Raw genomic sequence first — 22087 nt, 5'->3', positions numbered from 1 at the left:
TTTTTCTCCCTATTAAATTTTTAAATATAAGCATCATTTTCAGATATAAAATCAATAATTTTAAATCTCTCTTTTAGTCGTTTTTTAACCATATCAACACTTATTCCATCACATATCTCAACACTTAATATAAAAATATTGCTTGTTACTCCTGAGCTTTCATTTAAACTTATAGTGGCTAGATTGATTCCAAATTTTGTTAAATATGCTAAGAACTCAGCCAAAGAACCTTTTCTATTTTCTAGGCTTAGTATGATTTTATATCTATGAGGTGCATTTCTTGTCCATTTTACAAAAATCATCTCATTTTTATCACTTATAAACTTATTTGCTCTTTCACAAAGCTTATGATGAACTATCGCATTATGATTTTGTCTAAAGCCTATTATATCATCGCCTCTTTTTGGATTACAGCAATAATCAAACTCTACATTTGTTATTTTGTGGTTTGAATAAATTACTATATTTTCAAATTTTTGTTTTTTAACACTATATTTATCACCAAGAGTTAATATAAAAGGTCTATCTTTTTTTATATGTTTTTTGAATAAATTTACAACTTCTTGTAGGTATATAGAGTCTGTTGCAATCCTGTGGATTTTTTTACTTAGATTTTCTTTTTCTATCCATGATAAAACTTTTTTTCTAGGCACATCAAAAATACTTTGTAAAATTTCAATAGCAATTGTATTGTTTAAATCTTTTAATTTTTGATTGCACAATGCACGGATTGTTGCTTTTGCTTTTCCTGTTTTAACGCTTTGTATCCAAGAACATCTGTGTTTTGGCTCATCCGATGTGATTATTTTTACTATATCTCCATTTTTAAGCTCTGTTAAAAGCGGTACTTTGACTCTGTTTACAAATGCTTCTTTTGCATATAGTCCTATTTCTGTGTGAACTTCATAAGCATAATCAAGAACAGTTGCACCCCTTGGAAGTGTAAAAATACCACCCTTTGGAGAATACACTGCTATATCTTCTGTGTAAAGACTATCTTTTGCATATTCATATAGCTCTTCTGGATTATTTTCAGCTTCGTTTTGCATTCCTATGTCATTTAGCCAGTCTAGTTTTGGATTTAGCATACTTCCACCTTTGTATTTCCAGTGCGCAGCTACTCCAAATTCGGCAGTTTTATGCATATCAAATGTTCTTATTTGAACTTCAAATATGCTTTTATCATCAAAAATTGTTGTATGAATTGTCTGATATCCATTTTGTTTTGGAAGTGCTATATAGTCTTTAAATCTTGATATTAAAGGGTTAAAGTTTATATGTAAATTTCCAAGCGCCAAATAACAATCAAGCGGATTTTTTACTAATATTCTAACTGCTAATAAATCCAATACTTCTTCTATACTAAAACCTTTTCTTTGCATTTTAAGGTATATAGAATAGTAATGTTTTATTCTTTTTTGCATTTCAAAACTTCCATCTATAAAGCCATTTTTTAATAAAATTTGACCTATTTTTTCAAGAAATGAATTTAGTTTTAATGTAAGTTGTTGCTTGTGTTCATTTAAATACTTATCTATTTTTTCGTATTCTTCTGGAAGTATATATTTAAAGCTCAAATCTTCTAGTATGTTTTTTATAGATGATATCCCCAATCTATGTGCTATTGGTGCATACACCATCATTGTTTCTTCAGCGATTCTTTTTTGCTTTTCTGGTTTTAGTGCTTCTAGTGTTAGCATGTTGTGAAGTCTATCACATAGTTTTACAACCAATGCTCTAACATCTTCAATGGATATAAGAAGCATTTTTCTAAAATTTAGTGCCGAATTTGCTAGTTTTTCGTTACTGCTTGAGCTTGCTAATTTATCTTCTCTTATGTTTACTATCTTTGTTAAACCCTCAACTAGTTTAGAAACCTCTTCCCCAAACTCAACTTTTATATCTTCTTGTGTTTTTACGGTGTCTTCTACTACATCGTGAAGTATGGCGGCCATTATCATGCTTTCACCGCCACCCATATAAGCAACTATACAAGCAACCAAAATTGGATGTATGGCATAAGGTTCTCCACTTTTTCTATATTGTCCAGCGTGTGCTAGTATGCAAAGATCTATCGCTTTTATAATGTTTTCATTTTTCTCGCATAAGGAAAACAGCAATTCTTTTGCATCTGGTATGCTTTTACAAACAACTATCTCATCTAGTAGTTGTTCTAAGAAAATATTATTTTTTTTCAACAATGGCGTCTAGTCCTATTTTGCCCTCGGCTACTTCAAGAAGTGCTATATCTGCTGGTTTTAATTTTTCATTTCCTAATTCAACTAAAACATCAGCTCCATTTGCGATAGCTTCTGCTCTTTTTGATACAACAAGTGCTAGTTTATATCTGTCGTCGCCAACTTGTTTTAGTGCTTTTGCTGTTATTTGTTCTGTTCTCATTATCTTCCTTTAAATTATTTTACTATTGAATAAACGGCATTTTCATCGCCTTGTATTATACTTAATAAATTTCCTTTTTTGAACATATTGCAAACGATAATTGGTAAATTATTATCTTGTGCTAATGCTATTGATGTATCATCCATTACTTTTATGTTATCTTCCATAGCTTCTTTATAGCTTAAAGTATTAAGAAGGTTTGCGTCTTCAAATTTTTCAGGATCTTTGTCATATACTCCATCTACTTTTGTAGCTTTTATTATCATATCAGAATTAATCTCTATCGCTCTTAATGTAGCTGCGGTATCTGTTGTAAAAAATGGATTTCCGGTTCCTGCCGCAAAAATTACAACTCTACCTTTTTCAAGGTGTCTTTGTGCTCTGCCCATGATGAATGTTTCGCATATTGCTTCCATTTTAATAGCACTTTGAACCCTTACACAAACACCAGTGTGTTCTAAAGCCTCTCTCATCGCTATTGAGTTTATGACTGTTGAAAGCATACCCATGTGATCACCACTTGTTCTTTTTATTATGCCATCTTTAGCTGCACTTACACCTCTTATGATGTTGCCACCACCTATTACTATTCCTACTTCAATATCGTTTTTTACAAGCTCTTTTATCTCTTGTGCTATAAATTTTACTACCGAATTATCTATTCCAAAACCAGTATTACCGGCTAATGCTTCACCTGAGAATTTAACTAAAACACGTTTTCTTTTGACCATATTGCGCTCCTTGAAAATTCTATTATTTTATCTAAAACACATTTAAAATAAGATAATAATATGGAGTATTGAGTATAATATTGTATTATTTTATAAAGAAGGTAATTTTATGGAAAATGCTATTTTTATAACCGGAACTTCAACAGATATCGGTAAGACTTATATAAGTGCTTTGATATGTAAACATATGATTGCAAAAAATATAAATGTTGGCTATTTTAAACCTGTTGCAAGTGGAAACATAAAAGATAAAAATGGGAATTTAATAGTTGGCGATGTGCGTTTTGTTAAGGAATTTTCTGGCATAAAATTTGATGAAAAAAAGATGTATTCTTTTGCTTACGAAAGAGCGTATTCTCCACATCTTGCCTGTAAATTTGAAAAAAATCCACCAAAAATGGATAAGATTTTAAAAGATATAGAATTGATTTTTAATGATAGTGATTTTTTAGTTATTGAGGGTAGTGGGGGGATTGTGTGTCCTCTTAGATGGGATGATGAAAAAATTATGCAAATAGACATCGTTCGCTTATTGGGTTGTGAAGTTTTGATAGTTGCAGATGCTGGACTTGGAGGTATAAACTCAACTATTTTAACGATTGAATATTTAAGAGATCAAAATATCAAAATAAAAGGTATTGTTTTGAATAACTTTGATGAATCAAGTGATATTTGCAACGATAATAAAATTATGATAGAACAAATAGGCAAGGTTGAAATTTTAGGAATTGTAAAGCCAAAAGACACAGATATGGATATTAATTTGAGTGTTTAGCTTTTTATTTATCCAAAATCTCTTCCATGCTTTTTAGACAAAGAGAGATAGCTTTGTCTATCTCATCTTTTTTTATATTTAAGGGTGGGTTAAAATACAAAACATTGCCTAATGGTCTTAATAAAAGACCGTTTTTAAGGGCTTTTTTATAAATTTGATAGCCAACTCTATCTTTTGGATTAAAATCTATTTTTTTATCTTTATCAAGTACAAGCTCAATTGCATTTATAAGACCTATGTTTCTAATTTCGCCAACATTTTTATGATTTTTTAATGCTAAGTTTATATTTTCATTTAGATATTTTGCATTTTTTTGAGCTATTTTTAGTATGTTTTCATCTTTTATTACTTTTAATACACCAAGTGCAGCTGCACACCCTAAGGGATTTCCACTATAGGTATGCGAGTGCATAAATGCCTTGCCTTCGCTGTAAGGTGCATAAAAAGCGTCATAAATTTCTTGTGTAGTTATGGTTATAGACATTGGCATATATCCACCGGTAAGCCCCTTTGAAATTACCATTATGTCAGGGCTAACTTGTGCGTGTTCAAAAGCAAACATCTTTCCGGTTCTACCAAATCCAGTTGCTATCTCATCTGCTATGATTAAAACTTTATATTCGTTACAAATTTCACGAAGTTTTTTTAAATATTTAGCTGGATATATTTTCATACCAGCAGCACCTTGAAGCAGGGGTTCTATTATGATTGCAGCTGTGTTTTTTCCATGTTTTTTAAACTCTTTTTTTACATGTTCAAAACACTCAGTATCGCATGTTTGCCTTGTTTTGTTAAACTCACATCTATAGCAATCAGGTGATTTTATACGTATGCTGTCTATTAATATGGGCTTGTAAATTTTAGCATATAAATCCATGGCCCCAACAGATAAAGCTCCTATCGTTTCTCCATGATAGCCGCCATCAAGGCACATAAATTTTGTTTTTTGTGGATTATTTGTTTGATAGTGATATTGAAAGCTCATTTTTAAAGCACTCTCAACAGCGGAGCTTCCGTTGTCTGAAAAGTTAAATTTACAAAGTCCTTTTGGAACAATTTCGCTTAATTGTTTTGTAAGTTCTATGGCTCCTTCGTGGCTAAAATTTGCAAATATAACGTGCTCTAATTTATCTAGTTGTTTTTTTATATTATTATTTATTGTTTCATTACAATGCCCAAGTAAATTACACCACCAAGAACTAACTATATCTATATATTGCTTATCATCTTTGTCGTATAGATATATACCTTTTGCTTTTTTGATGATGATTGGAGGTAGCTCTTCATAATCTTTCATTTGAGAACATGGATGCCATATATATTTTAAATCAAGTTCTTCTAATGTCATTGCTTACCTTTTTTTAGTTGTTATGATTTTATAAGCTCAAGTGGATCTATATGATAGTTTTTTTGTGTAACTTCAAATGTTAGGTCATCTAAAACTCTTCCTATCACGTATCCTTTTTTTACATTTTTACCAACTTTTATAGTTGGTGCTATTTGATTTAAATGAGCATATATTGTGTGAATACCATTACTATGTTGTATGATTATTACTTTATCAAGTAGTTGTGTTTGTTTTGCAAATACAACCTTGCCATCTAGCACTGTTTTAACCTTTGCATTTGCTGTTTTTGAATTAAGAACAACTGATTCATTAAAGATTTTTATATTATAAACAGGGTCTACGTAGTTTCCAAATTTTTGTTTTACGCTAAAGCTATCAAGAGGGGCTATTGTTTTTGCTCCAGTATATTTTTTGACTGATGTTTTTTGGTAGCTTGAGCCTAGCTGTTTTATGTTTGATATATTTGCTTGTGATGAGTTTAAAGTCTGTGATTTTGTATCTTTTTTTGCCTCTTTTTCTCGTTTTTCAACTATAGCTAATTGTTCAAGTGTTTGTCTTAATTCATCTTGCTGGATTTGAAGTTTTTGAAGTTTTTTTGTATAAATTTCTTTATCACGTTTTAAATTTCTAATTGTATTTTTTTGTTCATTTCTTAGGCTAATTAGCTCATTTTGCTTATCTTTATGCTCTTTTATCCTATTTTGGATTTTTGCTATTTTGTCTGATTTTTCTTTTATTAGATTTGAGGTTTCTTCATAATTTTTTGACATTTTTTTTAAATTATTTTTTAAAACATCATTGAGTTTTGATAAAATAGTTGATGACATTATGGCGTCATAACTCTCATCAAGCCCATCGTTTTCTAGCATTAAATCCATAGAAAAATCTTGAGCTATTATTCTTATTATATTTTGCTCTATCTCTTTTTGATTTTTTATAAGTTCTTTGTTTTGTTCACTTAATGTATTTAATTCTTTGTTTGTTTCTGTTTCGTTGTCTTGTAGTTCGTTTATTTGGTCTTTTATTTTTGTTATATCGTTTGCTATATTTTTTAGTTTATTTTCACTTTCTAGTACATCTTTTGCTAAATCATCAAGCTTTTTATTTAGTTGTTTTGATAAAATTTCTGATGAGTGAAGTGAGCTTTTGTTTGTTTCTATTTTTTTTTGTGTGGTTGTTTTAGCTGCAAATAACACTAATGTAGATAGTATTATTATAAGAATTTTTTTCATTTTATTTTATTTAGCCTTTTTCATAACCACACTTACAGCAAAAAAGCTAAAAACCAATGCTGAAACTAGTAATGTTAGGCTGTCATATAAAGAAATTTTTGATATATTTATGCTTATTTGTTCTACTTCTTCTTTTATAAAATTTATATTAGGTAAAAAATAAAATATCAAAGATATTATTAATGTTGAAAATATCGCACAAAATATCGCACTTTTATATAAAACAGAGCTTTTTAGCCAAAAACCCGCACCAAAAAGACTCATTATTTCTATCCTTTCTTTGTGTTCATAAACCCAAATTCGGATCTGTTTTGACATAAGCAATAACCCTATAAATGCAACTAAAAACATAAATATATATGCTATTGATTTTGTGAGTTTTAATGTTTTGTATACTTTGTCATGAGTTTTTGCAAATGTTTCTATCTTATTTATTCCATCTACTTTTAGTAATTTTTGGCGTATTTCGTTCATATATTTTGTGCTTGGCAAGGAGTTTAGTTTTAGACTATAAAATTTAGGTAGTGTGTTTTTTAGGATTGATAAATTTTTATTTGAAATATCATTTTGTAGCCTATTTAATATCTTATCTGAACTAATTTGTGAAATTGAAGAAAATGTGTTTATAAGTGGTTTTATAACTGCTTCGCTTAACTCTTTTGTTGAGACTATAACTATATTATAATCGTTGTTCATAAGTTTTTCATAATTTTTTACTGTATTATTTGCAAGAATGCTAAATTGTATTGAAAACAAGATTGCTATTAGTGCTAATATAAAGCTAAAATTATTTCTAAGCAATCTCATTTATATCTCCATTTTCTATCATAAAATGTCTATATGGTATTCTTAAATTTGATGGTATATGGTGAGTTACCACAACAACTGTTGTTCCTAAAAATTCCCTAGCTGACATAAGCAAAGACCATATAACATCACTTGAATACTCATCTAGGTTTCCTGTCGGTTCATCACATAATAATAAATTTGGATTATGCGCCAAAGCTCTTGCCATTGCAACTCTTTGTTGTTCGCCACCACTTAATTCTAATGGATATTTATGTGCTTTGTGTAACATATTGACATGTTTTAGTAGCTTTGCTGCTTGTTTTTTGCATATACTTTGAGAAATTCCTTTTATCAAAAGTGGAAGCATGACATTTTGTTCAACACTCCACTCATTTATCAATCGGTAGTTTTGAAAAATTATTCCTATTCTTTGTCTTAATCTATTTAGCTCATTTTGACTTATATTGTTTAGTTTGGTTAAGCACACATTAAGATCGCCAACTTTTGGCTTTATATCCCCATAAAATGATTTTAGTAGAGTTGATTTTCCGCTACCACTTTTACCTGTTATAAATGCAAAATCATTAGTTTTTATATCTAAATTTGCACCCTTTATAACAATTTCTTCGTGTTCATAAGCAAGGATTAAATTTCTAGCAGTTATTATATTTTGCATTGATTTAAAAAATCCTCTAAAATTTTGTGTGCTTTTAAGTTTTCTCTTGTAAAAAGAGGTTGCTTTATAAAGTATTCACAAGTTTCGTTTTCTAATTTTATATAGCAGCGTTCGGGTTTATTAAATGCACCCAAAGCTAGTTTTATGATCAGTCTTTCATCGCTCTTGTATAGCTCTTCAAAATGTAAAAAATAATCCTCTTCTTTTATTGTATGGTTGTTAAAATTTAGAGCTATTTTTGATAAATCATATCTATTTTTAAAAGAAAAATCACTCTCTTTTTTTATCTCTTCGCTATTTTTTATACAAGTATAACTCATATCATAGATATCTTTTTCCATCTTTTTCCATCTATCTTCATACTTGCTACTTACTGATAGATCTTGATTTTTTTTGATATTTATTTGTGAATTTTCCAAAGCCAAGAAGAGAGACAAACTAAAATCAAAATACTCTTTGCTATCTGTTCTTAGTTCAAAATTTCCACCTATTTTCAGTGTTCTTTCACACTCTTTTGCAAACTCATAAGATACAACTCTTCTGTGTTCTGCCTTATCCCAAGGCACCGGAAAATGTAAAAATATCTTATCTATCAAGTTTGAATCAATTAATGATAATAGCAATCTAGCATCGGTATCTACTAGTTTTACATTGTGTAAGTTTTCGCTTTTAGCTAGTTTTGTTACTTGCTCTATACTTGGTTTGTATATTTCTATACCTATTATAAGTGTATTTGGATTGTTTCTTGCTTGATAAAGCAAGTGTCTTCCTGAGCCAAATCCTATCTCTATAAAAATTTGTTTAAAATTATATTTTAGCTTTTCAAATTCTTCTAAAAACTCATTTATACCGACTATGTATTCTGGTTTTTCTAGAAGTCTTGTTTTTTTAAAAGCCATAGCTTCGCTTACAACATCTTTAGTGTTTTCATCTTTATATACACTTAATGCCTTTTGCAAAAGCCCAACCCTTGATGGTCTGGTTATCTTTTCGCCTTTTATTGTATAGCTATTTTTTTCATTTAGTTTTGAGATTATGAAAAAACTCTGATCCATGCTTTTGCTATATATGAGTTTTTCTTTTCTGCCGCTTACTTCCCATAAAAACTCGACATCATCCTTTCCAAAAGGATATGGTTTGTCGCATATACTCTTTGCTATGAAATTTGGCATTATTTAGCACTTACTTCTAATGAATTTGAGTGTTTTGAAACCAAATCATATTTATCAATAGCTATAACTTTATATGTGTAGGTTGCATTAAGCTCAATATCATTATCTTCATAATAAGGCTGTTTTATGTTGTTAATGATTTTTTCATTTGAGTTGTTGTCTTTTCTGTAAAGTGTATATGACACAGCTCTTTGTATATTATTCCAATTTAAATTTATACTACTTCCATTAAAGTTGTATGATATAAACTCAGGGGCTATAGGAGATTCAAGTGTTTTTCCTTCTACTGGCGCATCTTGTTTTATACTTTCTAGCTCATCTTTATCAACTACAGTTACTTTATAATATCTTGTTGCGCCATTTGAGTTTATAAGATCTTCAAAATGATTGCTTGTTGTTTTTGCGAGGTATGTATATGGTAAAAATTTGCTAATAGAACGATATACGTTATAGTGTGAAAAATCATCCATTGCAACTCCATCCCAAGACAAAATAATCTTTTTAGGCGCATTTTGTGTTGCAGTTAAATTTATTACACCTTTTGGTAGCTCTTTTGTTGTTGCTTTTATTATTTCACTAGGTTTTGATACCACGCCATTACCAGTTTTTACTTCAATTATGTATTTATACGTGTTGCCGTGTTTTACGCTAGAATCTATAAACTCAGCGTTAAGTCTTCCTTTTACTTCGGCTATTTCTCTAAAATTATCTGAGTTGAAATTTGCTCTTTTTATTATATAGCTTACTACGCTTGTGCTTGGATGAGGTCTCCATATGATTTTTACACGGCCGGGAAGACCCGCTATCGCAACAGCAAAAGGCACAGATTCTATTAATGGTTTAGTCGTAGCTTCAACGCTATCTCCGCCATTTGAAATTGCTGTTTTAGAATATGTTTTCAGCATATATGTATAGGTTGTGTTTGGTGATAAACCTTTATCAACATAGTGGGTAGCAAATCTATCTGGTATTATCGCTACTGGTTTGAAATTTTCACCCTTTTTATTCATTCTATAAAGTTGATACCCTATAACATTTTCATCATTTATAGCCAACCACTCAAAGCCTATTTCATTTATGTCGGTTATTGTTTTTAAACTTGTTATGTTTGGTAATGACGCACTTGGCTGTGTCGGAATACTATTTGATGCACATCCAGCTATCAAGATCGCAAAAAGAGTCATTGATAAAATTAGTTTCAGTTTTTTCATAAAATAATTCCTTTGAAAAATTTTTAAATGCTATTTGCTTAAAATCATCATAAAATGGAGCTTTAAATTCCATCCTTTGTTTTGTAGTTGGATGAATAAAATAAAGCATATAGGCATGTAGCATAACTCTACTAATTTTATCTTTTTCGCTCTTAAATCCGTATAAATCATCGCCCAAAATATGTCTATTTATGCTTTCTAAGTGAACTCTTATTTGATGGGTTCTTCCTGTAAAAAGTTTAGCGGCTATTAGGTTTGCATTTTTTGATGGTATTAGGTTTAAAAATGCTGTTTTTGCATCTCTTCCGCCTTGTATTATTGCTTTTTTTAAGCGATTTTTGTTATTTCTTCCTATCGGTCTTTGTATTATGCAATTTTCTTTTAAAGCAAAATCACTAAGTGCTAGATAAATTCTTCCCATGCTTTTATCTAGAAGTTGATTACTTAAAATTGTATGTGCTGTATTATTTTTTGCAACCACCAAAGCCCCACTTGTTCCTTTGTCAAGCCTATGAACAATGCCAGCTCTTATGTCTCCGTTTAAATTTGATAGCATAAAATTATTTTGATTAAGCCACTCAACTAAGCTAGCCTCTTTTAAGCTACTTGCTCCGTGAACGGCGATATGCGGTGGTTTATTTATAACAAGTAAATCATCATCTTCGTATATTATAGGAACATCAAAATCAGCTTGGAATTTGTCCTCTTTTATCTTTGGCTTGGCAAATTCAACCAAGATATTATCATCTATGTAAACTTTAAAAGATGGCTTTGTTGTCTGTTTTGTGTTGACTTTTACAAGCCCATCTTTTATTAAGTTTAATGCTTGGTTCCTTGAAATTTGTAGCTCATTTGAGATACAAACATCCAATCTTTGTTCGTTTTTTGTAATAAATTCAACCAAATTTTTACCTTTTTATGTTAATATTTGCTAAAAAATAGGGCTAATGCTTGATAAGACTTGATAGACGTATTTTAACACATTTTGATTTTTTTCAGTTATTTTTGATTATACCGATAATTATTTTATCATATATTTTAGTATCTGAGGTAAATACAACTTTGGCTGGAAAACAAATTGTATATTTTAGTGCCGGATTTATGCTTTTTTGTCTATTTTTTTTAATGCCCATAAGAAGACTTCAATGGATAATTCCGACTGTTTATTGGTTTAATATCGTTTTACTAGTTAGTGTTGAGTTTTTTGGTATTAGTAAACTTGGTGCTCAAAGGTGGCTTGATATTCCTTTTGTGCATTTTACACTTCAACCTTCTGAGATGATGAAGCCAGCACTTTTGCTTATGCTTGCTTATCTTATTAAAAAGCGACCACCTGATGAAGAAGGGTATAATTTAAAAGAGTTTTTAAGGCTTAGTTTTTATATACTTTTGCCATTTGTTTTAATAGCCAAAGAACCTGATTTGGGTACTGCTCTTATACTTTTGCTAGTCGGTTACGCTGTTTTGTTTGTAATAGGCGTAAATAAGAGAATTTGGATAACAATTTTTGTTGCGATAGCCTGTTTGGCTCCTGTTTTGTATGAAAATTTACACGATTATCAAAAAAAGAGAATTTTGGATTTTATCTCTGAAAAGCCTAGCTATCACGTTAGACAAAGTATTATAGCTATAGGTAGTGGTGGGCTAAAAGGTAAGCCAAAAGATGAGGCAACTCAAACACATTTTAAGTTTTTACCTATAGCTACAAGTGATTTTATATTTGCATATACTATTGAGAGATTTGGTTTTTATGGAGCTCTTGGATTACTTGGTTTTTATGGAGCTTTGATAGCTCATCTTTTGAGTTTAAATTATATGCTTAAAAATGATCATTTTACGCAAGTTATGACTACTGGTATTGCTGTTATGATTTTTATATATGTTGGTGTAAATATATCTATGACTATAGGTTTTGCACCGGTTGTTGGTGTTCCTTTGCCATTTTTTAGTTATGGGGGAACTAGTTTTGTGACTTTTATGGTTCTTTTTGGGATGTTGGAAAATTTGCTTACATTTAGATATGATTTTGCTGGGAAATTCTTAAAATTTCAAAGATAGATAATGGTGCAAAAAAATGACAAATTTACAAAATGTCATTTTTTTAAGTTATTAAGCTTTTTTTAGGAATTCGGTTTTTAAAACAATAACTCCCATTTTATCAATTCTACATTCTATTTCATTGTCTTTGTTTGTTAGTTTTATATTTTTAACAAGTGTTCCTCTTTTTATCGTTGAACCAGCACCTTTTACCTTTAAGTCTTTGATTAGTGTTACACTATCTCCAGCATTTAGTTCTGTTCCATTTGCATCTTTTGCCATGTATCTCCTTTATTTAAAATTTGGATTAAAGTTTAATTCTCTTGCTCTATTTATAAAAATTTTTAAAGCCTTATTCTCTTTTTTACCCATTTTATATGTTATAAATTTTAAATACCATCTTATATCTTTTTCTGGTATTTGTCTTGATAATGAATACTTTTTAAGTATATAAGTAGGAATTTTTACATTTTGTTTGCAAAAAGACGACACAAGTTTTTTGTATATACTTGCATTTTTTACATAACAAAATCTACCAAAAACAAATGGTAAGTTTGTTTTTTGTCTCCATGTTTTTCCTAAATCAAAAAAGTTATCTTTGCCTTCATTTAAAAAAGCTTTTAATGCTCTATCTCCTATGATAACCTCGCCTTTTATATTTAAAACTCTTGCTAGCATGTTTGAGCTATCACTTGCGCTATCTAGTTTTGGTTTTGAGTTTTTTCTTACTAAGACACTTTTTACATCGTTTTTGGCTATTATTCCAAAGTCAAGCTTTTTATATTTTGTTCTTCTGCTTTCTATACTTGAAATTATAGCAGCATCTATTTTTGATCTCAAAAGAGCTTTGTTTAGTTTGCTTGGAACATCTTTTTTATGTTCTATACTTTTTTTAACATAGCTTTTTAGGTTGCTTTTTTTCAAAAATATATGAAAAGGTAATAAATTTAAATAATCAATCTTTCCAAAGTTCATATATACACTTTACTTTAAAATTCTTTTTGTTAATTATATAGTTTATCAAAAAAAACCAAACAAACAGTTAAAATAGAATTATTTGGTGCTATATACGATTAAATTTCTTAAAATATTATAAATAAAGAGAATAATTAGTTAAAAGATAGAGAGTTTTTCTCTATCTTTTATTTTATTTTTTGTTGTGTTTGTATTATTTGTTTAAACTAGATTCAAGCATCCAAATGCTTTTTTCATATTTAGCTATCTTTTCTTGAGCATAAGCTTGAGTTGTAGTATCACCCTCAGCTAATTCATCTAATTTTTTAAACTCACCTAATAGGTGTTTATAATCAGCTAATACTAATTCTAATACTTCTGTTGGAGCATAGCTATCTTTTGGAGTATGTGTTATATGAGACATCTTTAATAGTTCATCACCTTTTACTATAGCTTTACCGCCTAGCATTATAGCTCTTTCAGCAATATCATCAAACATATCATGCATATCTTCATAAGCTTGTTCTGTATATTCATGTATACTATAAAACTGAATTCCTTTTACATTCCAATGCAAATCATGAAGTTTTATATATAAAGCATGAGTATCAGCTTGTATTTGATTTAATTGAGCAATTACCTTTGACATTTTTGTCTCCTTTATATCTTTATAAATTATTAAAATTATATCACAAAATATTTAATACATCATAAACTAAATAATAAAACTATTAATTGATAAAATTAATTATAATAGCTCATCATTGAACTTTGAAGTATCAAAATTCTTACCTAAAAATTCACAGATTTTTTCTATATCAACCCTTGCTGTTTCAAAACAGCTTGTAGCGCCAGGACTTGGAGTCATATTAAATACTATCCCATCATCAGTATTTATTTTTCCTTGTCCAAACTCAAGTCTTTTACTTTGTTTGTCAATAACCTGAGGCCTCACTCCACCAAATTCTTTAGCATAATAAAGCTCATCATCTTTAAGGCTAGGTACTATTTTTCTTGCATTTTTTGTAAATACTTGTTTGTTTAACAGTGGCAATTCAAATAATAAATTTCTCAAAGTATAATCTCTTATGTCTTTATCTTTTAATAAATTCCAAAATATATCTATAACTTTTTTATCTAGCTTTAAAGATTCAAAAAAATCAAAAAAGCTATCTAGGTTTTTGTATCTTTCTAATTTTGGTATTACAAATGCTGTGGGCCCAAATCTTGTCTTTTCTCCAGCTAGTATATCAGGGTCTGCATGAAGTGCAGCAAATGGAAGTTTGTGATTTTGAACCATATAGACTTTTCCGTTTAAAATTTTTCTTTTTGCAAAGTAAAAACTTCCAGCTATCGGAAGAGTGCTTAAATGTAAACCATATCCCATTTTATGCGCTAGATAAAGGGAGTATGTTCCCGCATTAACCACCACAAAATCAGCTGTTATAGACAGATTGTTGTTTGTTTTTATATAAAAAGTATCGCCTATTTTTTTTATATCTTTTACTTCTGAATTTAGATAAAGTTTATATTGTTCTCCACCTATGTTTTTTGCATTTTTTACAAGCGAATCGCTCATAGCTCCATAATCCATCGTAGTGTATTCACCTTTTTCAACACCCATAGCTATGATCTCTTCTTTTCTTTCATTTAGTGCTGAATCAAAAACAACATTCGGCTCTATCTGTTTTAATTTTTCTTTGTCAAAAAGCTGTAAATTTGGATAAATTTCTTTAAAATCTTCATATCTTGATTTTATTAGATTTACCTCTTTTTCTCCAACTCCAAGAACCATTTTTTGATGAGAAAACATAAATTTTTCATTGTAATTGTATTTTAGAGCATAATTTACAGTCATTTTTGCTACTTTAGCGACATTTGATGCTTTTTCTTTTGAGTAATTAGTCTCTATATCTCCACAATGAATAGTCTGAGAATTACAATTTCCTTTTGTGTTTAACGTGGCAATGTCTTCGTATTTTTCTATAATAGCAGCACTTTTTATGTCTGTAAAATTTGCAAGTGAATAAAATAATGCACATCCACTAATACCGCCTCCCACAATAACTACTTCATAGTGTTTTTGCTTCATGTATTCTCCTTATGGCTGTTTTATTTGATTGATAAAATTATATAAGTTTGTTTGATGCAAAAATATTCAAATAAATGTAAAATTGTTATATATTATTAATTTATCTCCTCTTGCAGTTTTCTTAAAGCTTGTATTCTGTCATTTGTGTTAGGATGTGTGCGAAATAGCTGCGATAACCTACCACTTATACCACTAAATGGATTTATTATAAACATATGCGCGCTTTGTTCTGATGCATTTTTCATTCGGTAGCTATTGGCATAATTTTCAAGTTTCATTAAAGCACTTGCTAGGTGTTGTGGTTTTTTGGTTATAAGTGCTGCGCCTTTATCTGCTTTGTATTCTCTTTCTCTTGATATTGCCATTTGAATTATACTTGCTACAATTGGCATTATTATCGCAAATACTATTATCAAAAACTTATTTGAATTTTTTGAATTGTTTGTTATTGCTCCAAACTTAGCAAAATTAGCAGTCATGGCTATAGCGCCCGCCATTACAGCTACTATGCTTCCTGTTAATATATCATAATGCTTTATGTGGCTTAATTCGTGTGCGATTACACCCTCTATTTCTTCTTCATTTAGCAAGTCTAAAAGTCCTTCTGTTACAGCAACTGCTGCATGTTTGGGGTTTCTCCCTGTTGCAAAAGCATTTGGTGATTTTTCAGGGATTATGTATATTGCCGGCATTTGGATATTTGCCTTTTTACAAAGATTTTTTACTATTTTAAATAATCCTTGTGCATTGTGTTCATCCACTTTTATTGCATTGTATCTTTTTAAAACTAGCTTATCGCTAAAAAAATATGAGAAAAAATTGGAACCAAGAGCTATTAAAAATGCTATAAACATTCCCTCTTTTCCGCCAATTAAGCCACCGGTAAATATAAAAACCACCATCAAAGATAGCATTAAAATAGTTGTTTTAAAAATTTCCATTTTTTATCGCTTCTCTAAAAATAGCCACATCAACCTTTAATTTTGCTAGTTTTTCAAGTTCGTTTTCATCTTGTATAACACAAGCAATTTTGCTATCAAACATATAAAACTCAGCAAGTTTGCTAAATTTCAATGCCGTATTTTCATCGCATATTATAAGCTCGGCATTTACAGCGTTTGCAATAAGTGCTTGTTGTGCATTAAAACACTCTATGCTAAATTCCAAACCAAGCTCTGTGGCCTTTTTTATAAGTTCTTGATTGTACCTAAAAATAATACTCTTTTCTTTAAGATTTTCATCTATCTTGTCTACAAAAAATATATCCTTGCTTTTTATTAATGGATGACCTATGATTTTCATTTATTTGCCTTTTATACAGTCTTTACATATGTATTGTCCACTGCTTAAAATCGCACTTTTTGTTGTTACAAAAGTTCCACATTTTGAACATTGAACAAAATTTTCTATCTCTTTTTCTTCCTTTGGCGCTTGTTTTTTCTTTTTAAAAAACAAAACATAAAGAATAAAAAGTATTGTCGCAAGTGTTAAAAATTTAGCTATCATTTTACGCTCATTATTATATAATTTCTATTTTTATTATTATAAATTTTTGCTTTAAGTCCATCTAATTCATCTACAACACTAGAACCCTTATATAGCATAAATTTTGTATTTTCATCATAAAAACCATCACAAATTTTTATCAAATCTTTTGTTTTCATTAACGCTCTTGAAGTTATCAAATCAGCTTTAAATTTTTCACCTTCTTGAATTTTTTTGCTATGAACTGTTATGTTTTTTAATCCAAGATTTATCTTTGCATAGCTAAGAAAAGATGATTTTTTTAAATTTGGCTCAAACAGATGCCACTCGCATTCTTGTATTTTCATGGCTAAAAATATAGCTGGGAAACCAGCTCCAGATCCTATATCTATGGCTATTTTTGGATTTATATCTAAAAACTCAAGTGGCGCTATACTATCCATAACTTGGTTTTTTATATCTTTATAATTTGTAAGGCTATGAATTTTATTAAATTGTTTTAAAATTTCACCAAATTTAGCCACATTTTCTTCAAAATTACTCATCTTTAAGCATATGTCCCATTTGTTCTTGCTTGATTTTTAGATAAGATTCATTAAATTTGTTTGATTTTATTACAACAGGAATTCTTGAAACTATCTCAACTTTTTTAAGCCCTTTGAGTTTTTCTGGATTGTTTGTTAGTAAATTTATCTTTTTGATGCCAAAATGTTCTAGTATAAAATCAACTATTTCGTAGGTTCTTTCATCTGCTTTAAAACCAAGCTGATGATTTGCCTGTATTGTGTCAAACCCTTTATCTTGTAAAGCATAAGCGTTGATTTTGTTTAAAAGCCCTATGTTTCTTCCTTCTTGTCTTAGGTAAATAACCATGCCGCTATTTTTTTCTATGAAACTTAAACTAGCTTCAAGTTGATCTCTACAGTCGCACTTTAAGCTTCCTATTGCATCTCCTGTTAGACATTCAGAATGTATCCTTACATTTACTATTTCTTTTAAAGGTTCTTTATATATTGCTAGATGTTCTTTTTCGTTTTCTTTAAATGCTTTTAACTTATACTTTCCAAACCTAGAAGGCAAATTTGCAACATCAGAAATTTCTATTTTCATTTTAAATTTACTCCAACTATGATAAACTTTTATCAAACATTTTATCAAATAAAAGGCAAAATTATGTTTAAGCGTTTTAGAAGACTTAGGATAAATGAAAATTTACGAGAGATGGTTAAAGAGACAACACTTAGTTCTAATGACTTAATATATCCGCTTTTTGTGGTTCCTGGAACAAATATAAAAAAAGAGATATCTTCTATGCCGGGCGTTTTTCAACTTAGTCAAGATGAAATTTTAAAAGAGTGTGAAGAGATAATAAATCTAGGCATAAAGTCAATTATTTTATTTGGTATACCTGAGATAAAAGATAGTATAGGAAGTGACGCTTTGAGTGATGATGGAATTATTGCAAAAACACTTCGTGCTATAAAAAGCAAGTTTCCAAAATTATTTGTTATAACTGATCTTTGTTTTTGTGAATATACAGACCATGGACATTGCGGTATATTAGATCATGTTTATCAAACGGTTGATAATGATGCTACTCTTGAAATTTCAGCAAAACAGGCTTTGATTCACGCTAGAAATGGTGCGGATATGATAGCTCCAAGTGGCATGATGGATGGAATAATACAAACTTTAAGAAGCTCTCTTGATAGCAATGGTTATGAAAATCTTCCTATCATGGCTTATTCTACAAAATTTGCATCCGCTTATTATGGACCTTTTCGTGATGTAGCTGAATCAACACCTAGCTTTGGTGATAGAAGAAGTTATCAGATGGATAGTGCTAATAGACTTGAGGCTATAAATGAGAGCTTAGAAGATGAAAAACAAGGCGCTGATATACTTATGGTAAAACCAGCACTTGCTTACCTTGACATAATAAGAGAACTAAGAGATGCTACTAGGCTTCCAATCTGTGCTTATAATGTTAGTGGCGAATATGCTATGTTAAAAGCTGCTGCAAAAGCTGGCGTTGTTGACTATGATAGAGTTATGTTTGAAACATTGATAGGGTTTAAAAGGGCTGGAGCTGATTTGATAATAACATATCACGCAAAAGAGGTTGCTTTGGCATTAAAGAGTGCAAAATGAGACATTTCTTGACCTTGGATGATTTTAGCAAAGATGATATAAATGAGATAATACAGCTTGCTATTAGTATCAAAAAAGAGAGTAAAGAGAAAAATTTTAAGTCTTATCTGAAAAATCAAAAACTTGCTATGATATTTGAAAAAAGCTCTACTAGAACAAGGGTTAGTTTTGAGGTTGGGATGTTTGAGCTTGGCGGTTATGCGCTTTTTTTATCAAAAAAAGATATTCAAATAGGTCGTGGAGAGAGCATAAAAGATACATCAAGGGTTATTAGTAGAATGTGTGATATGGCTATGCTTAGGGTAAATTCTCACGATACATTAGATGAGTTTGCTAAGTTTTCATCAATACCTGTTATTAATGGATTAAGTGATATCTATCATCCTTGTCAAATTTTAGCTGATTACCTTACTATGGTTGAAAGAGACCATTTAGGAAGTGTCGCTTATATTGGCGATGGAAATAATATAGCTCATTCTTGGCTTATGCTAGCTTCAAAAATTGGATTTGAACTAAGGGTAGCTACGCCTGTTGGCTATGAAGTAAATAATGAGGTATTGTCAAAAGCTCTTAAAAATTCAGAAAAATCATGTGCAAAAATAATCATAACAAATGATATAAAAAAAGCTATTGAAAATGCCGATGTTGTAACCACTGATACTTGGATATCTATGGGTCAAGAAGAGCAAAAAGCTCAAAGAATTCGTGATTTTAAAGGCTTTACTGTTAATGATGATATGATGAAATTAGCTTCTAAAAATGCTATGTTTTTACATTGTCTTCCTGCTTATAAGGAGTATGAGGTTAGTGAGAGCGTTTTTGAGAAACACAGTGATGAAATTTTTGATGAAGCTGAAAATAGATTGCATATACAAAAAGCTATAATGGTTTGGCTTGATAAATATAGATAAAGTTATAATTAAGGAATTAGATTATGAATGAAAAGAAAAGTGCTTATGAAAAAATAGATGAGATAAGTAACTCTCTTGGATTGGAAGAAGAAGAAAGAACTATATTTGAAATAACTCCAACTGAAAATCCAAACGAGAGAGCTTTGAGCTTAAAAAGTGGCTCTTGGGATGGCATAGAACCTTGGTTTGGTATAGATGAAAATCAAAATTTACATACAATGGTGTCTGTAAAATCTCTTTCTGATTTGATACAAGCTTATAGAAAAACACAAAAAGAAAATTTTGATCTAAAACTTGAAAAGACAATATGGCAAAATATCCCTATTGATTTTAGTGATGTTTGGGTTGTTGCTATGGATGAGATTAAAAAAATAGCAAAAAATGAAAACAAAAATGGATTTAGTGTGGATCTTGATAAACTTTTAAGAACTATTAAAAAACAATATCCAAATTTATTTGTAGACATGAAAGAGATTATGAAAATTAAAAAAGAGGCAAGTAATGATTGATTTTGACGCTTATGTAAAGCATTCAAGACCTGGTCCTAGATATACAAGTTATCCGACGGCACCCGAGTTTAGCGATAAGTTTAGCTATGAAGATTATTTAAAACAACTACAAAGCAAAGATAAGTCAAGACCATTATCTCTTTATTTTCATCTTCCATTTTGTAGAAGTGCCTGTTATTTTTGTGGCTGTAATGTCATTTATACCAGCAAAGAAGATAAAAAAGAGCGTTATATAGGATATTTGCAAAAAGAGATAGAAATCCTAAGCAGATATCTTGATACCAAAATACCTGTTTTACAGCTTCATTTTGGTGGAGGAACTCCAACTTTTTATAGCGCAGAGCAACTAGATAGAATTATAAATATAATTAAGTCTAAATTTACAAATTTCACAGATGATGCCGAGATAAGCTGTGAGATCGATCCTAGATTTTTAAATGAAGATCAGATAAAAGTTTTAACATCTCACGGATTTAATAGAATTAGCTATGGTGTTCAAGATTTTAATGATGATGTCCAAAAAGAAATTCATAGAATTCAGCCATTTGAAGTTACTAAAAATGCAGTAGAATTAGCTAGAAGATATGGCATAAACTCAATTAATATGGATCTTATTTACGGCCTTCCTTATCAGAGTTTAGATAGTTTTAAAGATACCTTACAAAAGGCACTTATATTAAACCCTGATAGGCTTGCTGTGTTTAATTATGCTCATGTTCCTTGGATTAAGAAGACTATGAGAAAATTTGATGAGGCGACATTGCCAAATCCGAAAACAAAACTTGAAATTTTAAAACATACGATAGAATTTTTTACAAGTAATGGCTATAGCATGATAGGAATGGATCACTTTGCAAAGCCAAATGATGAGTTGTTTAAGGCTTTAAAAAATGGTAGTTTGCATAGAAATTTCCAAGGATATACGACAAAGGGCGGATCTGATCTTATAGGTATAGGCGTTACTAGTATATCTGAATGCAAACGCCATTATTCTCAAAATCATAAAGATTTGGATTTGTACGAACAAGCTATTGACAATGATAGGCTTCCTTATTCAAAAGGTATTTATCTAAGTGATGAAGATCTCCTTAGAAAAGCTGTAATAATGAGCCTAATGAGCAATTTTATGCTTGATATAAAATCAATAGAAGATGAGTTTAGTATAGACTTTTTTGATCATTTTAATGATGAATTGCAAGAGCTTGATTATTTAAAAGACTTTTTTGAGATAAAAGATAAGAAAATAATTGTAAATCAGACTGGCAGTATGATAATTAGAAATATAGCTATGTGTTTTGATGAGTACTTAAAGAAGCTTCCTGAAAATTTAAGACGCTTTTCAAAAACTATATAACTATAATTAAAGGCATATAAATGACTTTTACGGAATTATAATTGTATAGTAAAATCATAACAGAATTAAATAAAAGTTAATTTTAAAATATTCTTGACCAACTTGCAAGATAAAACTTAAAGTAAAAATCTTTTATTTAAAATACAATCAGGCTTGGCCTAATATTTTGTAAATAAAAATACAATAATTAAATATAGATTAAAATATTTTTTTATATTGATTTTTAATCATAATTAAAGTATAATTATAATTAGCTGAAT

General features: G+C 29.7%; 25 protein-coding genes. 6 read left to right on the top strand and 19 right to left on the bottom strand.

Going from position 1 to position 22087, the window contains the following annotated elements; genetic code table 11:
* Positions 1 to 20: 20 nt before the first annotated feature.
* The 3 genes from CPIN18021_RS07270 to pyrH are packed head-to-tail and all read right to left on the bottom strand — an operon-like array spanning position 21 to position 3131.
* On the bottom strand, positions 21 to 2198 hold the full coding sequence (locus tag CPIN18021_RS07270) for a RelA/SpoT family protein (protein WP_078424727.1): 2178 nt from the start codon (positions 2196 to 2198) through the stop codon (positions 21 to 23).
* Positions 2185 to 2400, bottom strand: coding sequence for a DNA-directed RNA polymerase subunit omega (locus CPIN18021_RS07265; protein ID WP_069633152.1), 216 nt, complete (start codon positions 2398 to 2400; stop codon positions 2185 to 2187). Before CPIN18021_RS07265 ends, CPIN18021_RS07270 begins: the two co-directional genes overlap by 14 nt.
* A gap of 14 nt (positions 2401 to 2414) precedes the next feature.
* Positions 2415 to 3131: a UMP kinase gene (gene pyrH / locus CPIN18021_RS07260; RefSeq protein ID WP_078423759.1), complete on the bottom strand. Its 717-nt coding sequence runs from the start codon at positions 3129 to 3131 to the stop codon at positions 2415 to 2417.
* A gap of 109 nt (positions 3132 to 3240) precedes the next feature.
* Between pyrH and bioD the strand changes: the two genes are divergently transcribed.
* Complete coding sequence (gene bioD / locus CPIN18021_RS07255) at positions 3241 to 3906, top strand: dethiobiotin synthase (RefSeq protein ID WP_078424726.1); 666 nt, start codon at positions 3241 to 3243, stop codon at positions 3904 to 3906.
* Between the two features lie 4 nt (positions 3907 to 3910).
* On the opposite strand, the gene bioA is transcribed toward bioD, so the two are convergent.
* The 7 genes from bioA to CPIN18021_RS07220 are packed head-to-tail and all read right to left on the bottom strand — an operon-like array spanning position 3911 to position 11238.
* Positions 3911 to 5254 carry an adenosylmethionine--8-amino-7-oxononanoate transaminase gene (gene bioA / locus CPIN18021_RS07250; RefSeq protein ID WP_078423757.1) on the bottom strand — a complete coding sequence of 448 codons (1344 nt, stop codon included), beginning with the start codon at positions 5252 to 5254 and terminating at the stop codon, positions 3911 to 3913.
* A 20-nt stretch (positions 5255 to 5274) separates the two neighbouring features.
* Entirely contained in the window at positions 5275 to 6486 is a 1212-nt protein-coding gene (locus CPIN18021_RS07245) for a murein hydrolase activator EnvC family protein (RefSeq protein WP_078423756.1), read from the bottom strand.
* A gap of 6 nt (positions 6487 to 6492) precedes the next feature.
* On the bottom strand, positions 6493 to 7293 hold the full coding sequence (locus CPIN18021_RS07240) for a cell division FtsX domain-containing protein (RefSeq protein WP_078423755.1): 801 nt from the start codon (positions 7291 to 7293) through the stop codon (positions 6493 to 6495).
* Positions 7280 to 7951 (bottom strand): cell division ATP-binding protein FtsE, encoded by a 672-nt coding sequence (locus CPIN18021_RS07235; RefSeq protein ID WP_078423754.1) that lies wholly within the window; start codon positions 7949 to 7951, stop codon positions 7280 to 7282. Before CPIN18021_RS07235 ends, CPIN18021_RS07240 begins: the two co-directional genes overlap by 14 nt.
* Positions 7939 to 9123 (bottom strand): tRNA (guanosine(46)-N7)-methyltransferase TrmB, encoded by a 1185-nt coding sequence (trmB, locus tag CPIN18021_RS07230; protein WP_078423753.1) that lies wholly within the window; start codon positions 9121 to 9123, stop codon positions 7939 to 7941. Before trmB ends, CPIN18021_RS07235 begins: the two co-directional genes overlap by 13 nt.
* The gene (locus tag CPIN18021_RS07225; RefSeq protein WP_078423752.1) at positions 9123 to 10334 is read right to left on the bottom strand and encodes a fibronectin type III domain-containing protein; all 1212 of its coding nucleotides are present in this window, start codon (positions 10332 to 10334) and stop codon (positions 9123 to 9125) included. Before CPIN18021_RS07225 ends, trmB begins: the two co-directional genes overlap by 1 nt.
* Positions 10264 to 11238, bottom strand: coding sequence for an RluA family pseudouridine synthase (locus tag CPIN18021_RS07220; RefSeq protein WP_078424725.1), 975 nt, complete (start codon positions 11236 to 11238; stop codon positions 10264 to 10266). Before CPIN18021_RS07220 ends, CPIN18021_RS07225 begins: the two co-directional genes overlap by 71 nt.
* 47 nt (positions 11239 to 11285) lie before the next feature.
* Between CPIN18021_RS07220 and CPIN18021_RS07215 the strand changes: the two genes are divergently transcribed.
* Positions 11286 to 12392 carry an FtsW/RodA/SpoVE family cell cycle protein gene (locus tag CPIN18021_RS07215; RefSeq protein WP_069633162.1) on the top strand — a complete coding sequence of 369 codons (1107 nt, stop codon included), beginning with the start codon at positions 11286 to 11288 and terminating at the stop codon, positions 12390 to 12392.
* Positions 12393 to 12443: 51 nt separating this feature from the next.
* On the opposite strand, the gene CPIN18021_RS07210 is transcribed toward CPIN18021_RS07215, so the two are convergent.
* The 9 genes from CPIN18021_RS07210 to ribA form a co-directional block, all read right to left on the bottom strand.
* Entirely contained in the window at positions 12444 to 12653 is a 210-nt protein-coding gene (locus CPIN18021_RS07210; RefSeq protein ID WP_069633163.1) for an alkylphosphonate utilization protein, read from the bottom strand.
* Between the two features lie 9 nt (positions 12654 to 12662).
* The gene (locus CPIN18021_RS07205; RefSeq protein WP_078423750.1) at positions 12663 to 13346 is read right to left on the bottom strand and encodes an MqnA/MqnD/SBP family protein; all 684 of its coding nucleotides are present in this window, start codon (positions 13344 to 13346) and stop codon (positions 12663 to 12665) included.
* Between the two features lie 193 nt (positions 13347 to 13539).
* The gene (locus CPIN18021_RS07200; RefSeq protein ID WP_078423749.1) at positions 13540 to 13974 is read right to left on the bottom strand and encodes a Dps family protein; all 435 of its coding nucleotides are present in this window, start codon (positions 13972 to 13974) and stop codon (positions 13540 to 13542) included.
* Positions 13975 to 14073: 99 nt separating this feature from the next.
* Complete coding sequence (locus tag CPIN18021_RS07195) at positions 14074 to 15417, bottom strand: FAD-dependent oxidoreductase (protein WP_078423748.1); 1344 nt, start codon at positions 15415 to 15417, stop codon at positions 14074 to 14076.
* Between the two features lie 95 nt (positions 15418 to 15512).
* Positions 15513 to 16358, bottom strand: a complete 846-nt coding sequence (gene htpX / locus CPIN18021_RS07190) for a zinc metalloprotease HtpX (RefSeq protein ID WP_078424724.1) — start codon at positions 16356 to 16358, stop codon at positions 15513 to 15515.
* Positions 16345 to 16719, bottom strand: coding sequence for a hypothetical protein (locus CPIN18021_RS07185; RefSeq protein ID WP_078423746.1), 375 nt, complete (start codon positions 16717 to 16719; stop codon positions 16345 to 16347). The genes htpX and CPIN18021_RS07185 overlap by 14 nt, the downstream gene beginning before the upstream one ends.
* A complete protein-coding gene (locus tag CPIN18021_RS07180) occupies positions 16720 to 16923 on the bottom strand; it encodes a PP0621 family protein (RefSeq protein WP_069637649.1) in 204 nt (67 codons plus the stop codon).
* The gene (rsmG, locus tag CPIN18021_RS07175) at positions 16920 to 17447 is read right to left on the bottom strand and encodes a 16S rRNA (guanine(527)-N(7))-methyltransferase RsmG (RefSeq protein ID WP_078424723.1); all 528 of its coding nucleotides are present in this window, start codon (positions 17445 to 17447) and stop codon (positions 16920 to 16922) included. Before rsmG ends, CPIN18021_RS07180 begins: the two co-directional genes overlap by 4 nt.
* Complete coding sequence (gene ribA, locus CPIN18021_RS07170) at positions 17440 to 18012, bottom strand: GTP cyclohydrolase II (RefSeq protein WP_078423744.1); 573 nt, start codon at positions 18010 to 18012, stop codon at positions 17440 to 17442. The genes rsmG and ribA overlap by 8 nt, the downstream gene beginning before the upstream one ends.
* A 63-nt stretch (positions 18013 to 18075) precedes the next feature.
* On the opposite strand from ribA, the gene hemB reads away from it, so the two are divergent.
* Genes hemB through hemN form a run of 4 tightly spaced genes read left to right on the top strand, consistent with a single transcriptional unit; the run spans position 18076 to position 21827 of the window.
* Entirely contained in the window at positions 18076 to 19053 is a 978-nt protein-coding gene (hemB, locus tag CPIN18021_RS07165) for a porphobilinogen synthase (RefSeq protein ID WP_078423743.1), read from the top strand.
* Complete coding sequence (gene argF / locus CPIN18021_RS07160; RefSeq protein WP_078423742.1) at positions 19050 to 19964, top strand: ornithine carbamoyltransferase; 915 nt, start codon at positions 19050 to 19052, stop codon at positions 19962 to 19964. Before hemB ends, argF begins: the two co-directional genes overlap by 4 nt.
* Before the next feature lie 23 nt (positions 19965 to 19987).
* Positions 19988 to 20473, top strand: coding sequence for a DUF2603 domain-containing protein (locus CPIN18021_RS07155; protein WP_069637653.1), 486 nt, complete (start codon positions 19988 to 19990; stop codon positions 20471 to 20473).
* On the top strand, positions 20466 to 21827 hold the full coding sequence (gene hemN / locus CPIN18021_RS07150; protein ID WP_078424722.1) for an oxygen-independent coproporphyrinogen III oxidase: 1362 nt from the start codon (positions 20466 to 20468) through the stop codon (positions 21825 to 21827). The genes CPIN18021_RS07155 and hemN overlap by 8 nt, the downstream gene beginning before the upstream one ends.
* Positions 21828 to 22087: the final 260 nt, after the last annotated feature.

The sequence above is a fragment of the Campylobacter pinnipediorum subsp. caledonicus genome (assembly GCF_002022005.1).
GTDB lineage: Bacteria > Campylobacterota > Campylobacteria > Campylobacterales > Campylobacteraceae > Campylobacter_A > Campylobacter_A caledonicus.
The sequence above is the reverse complement of the archived record's forward strand: the minus strand, read 5'-3'. Positions and strand labels throughout refer to the sequence as shown.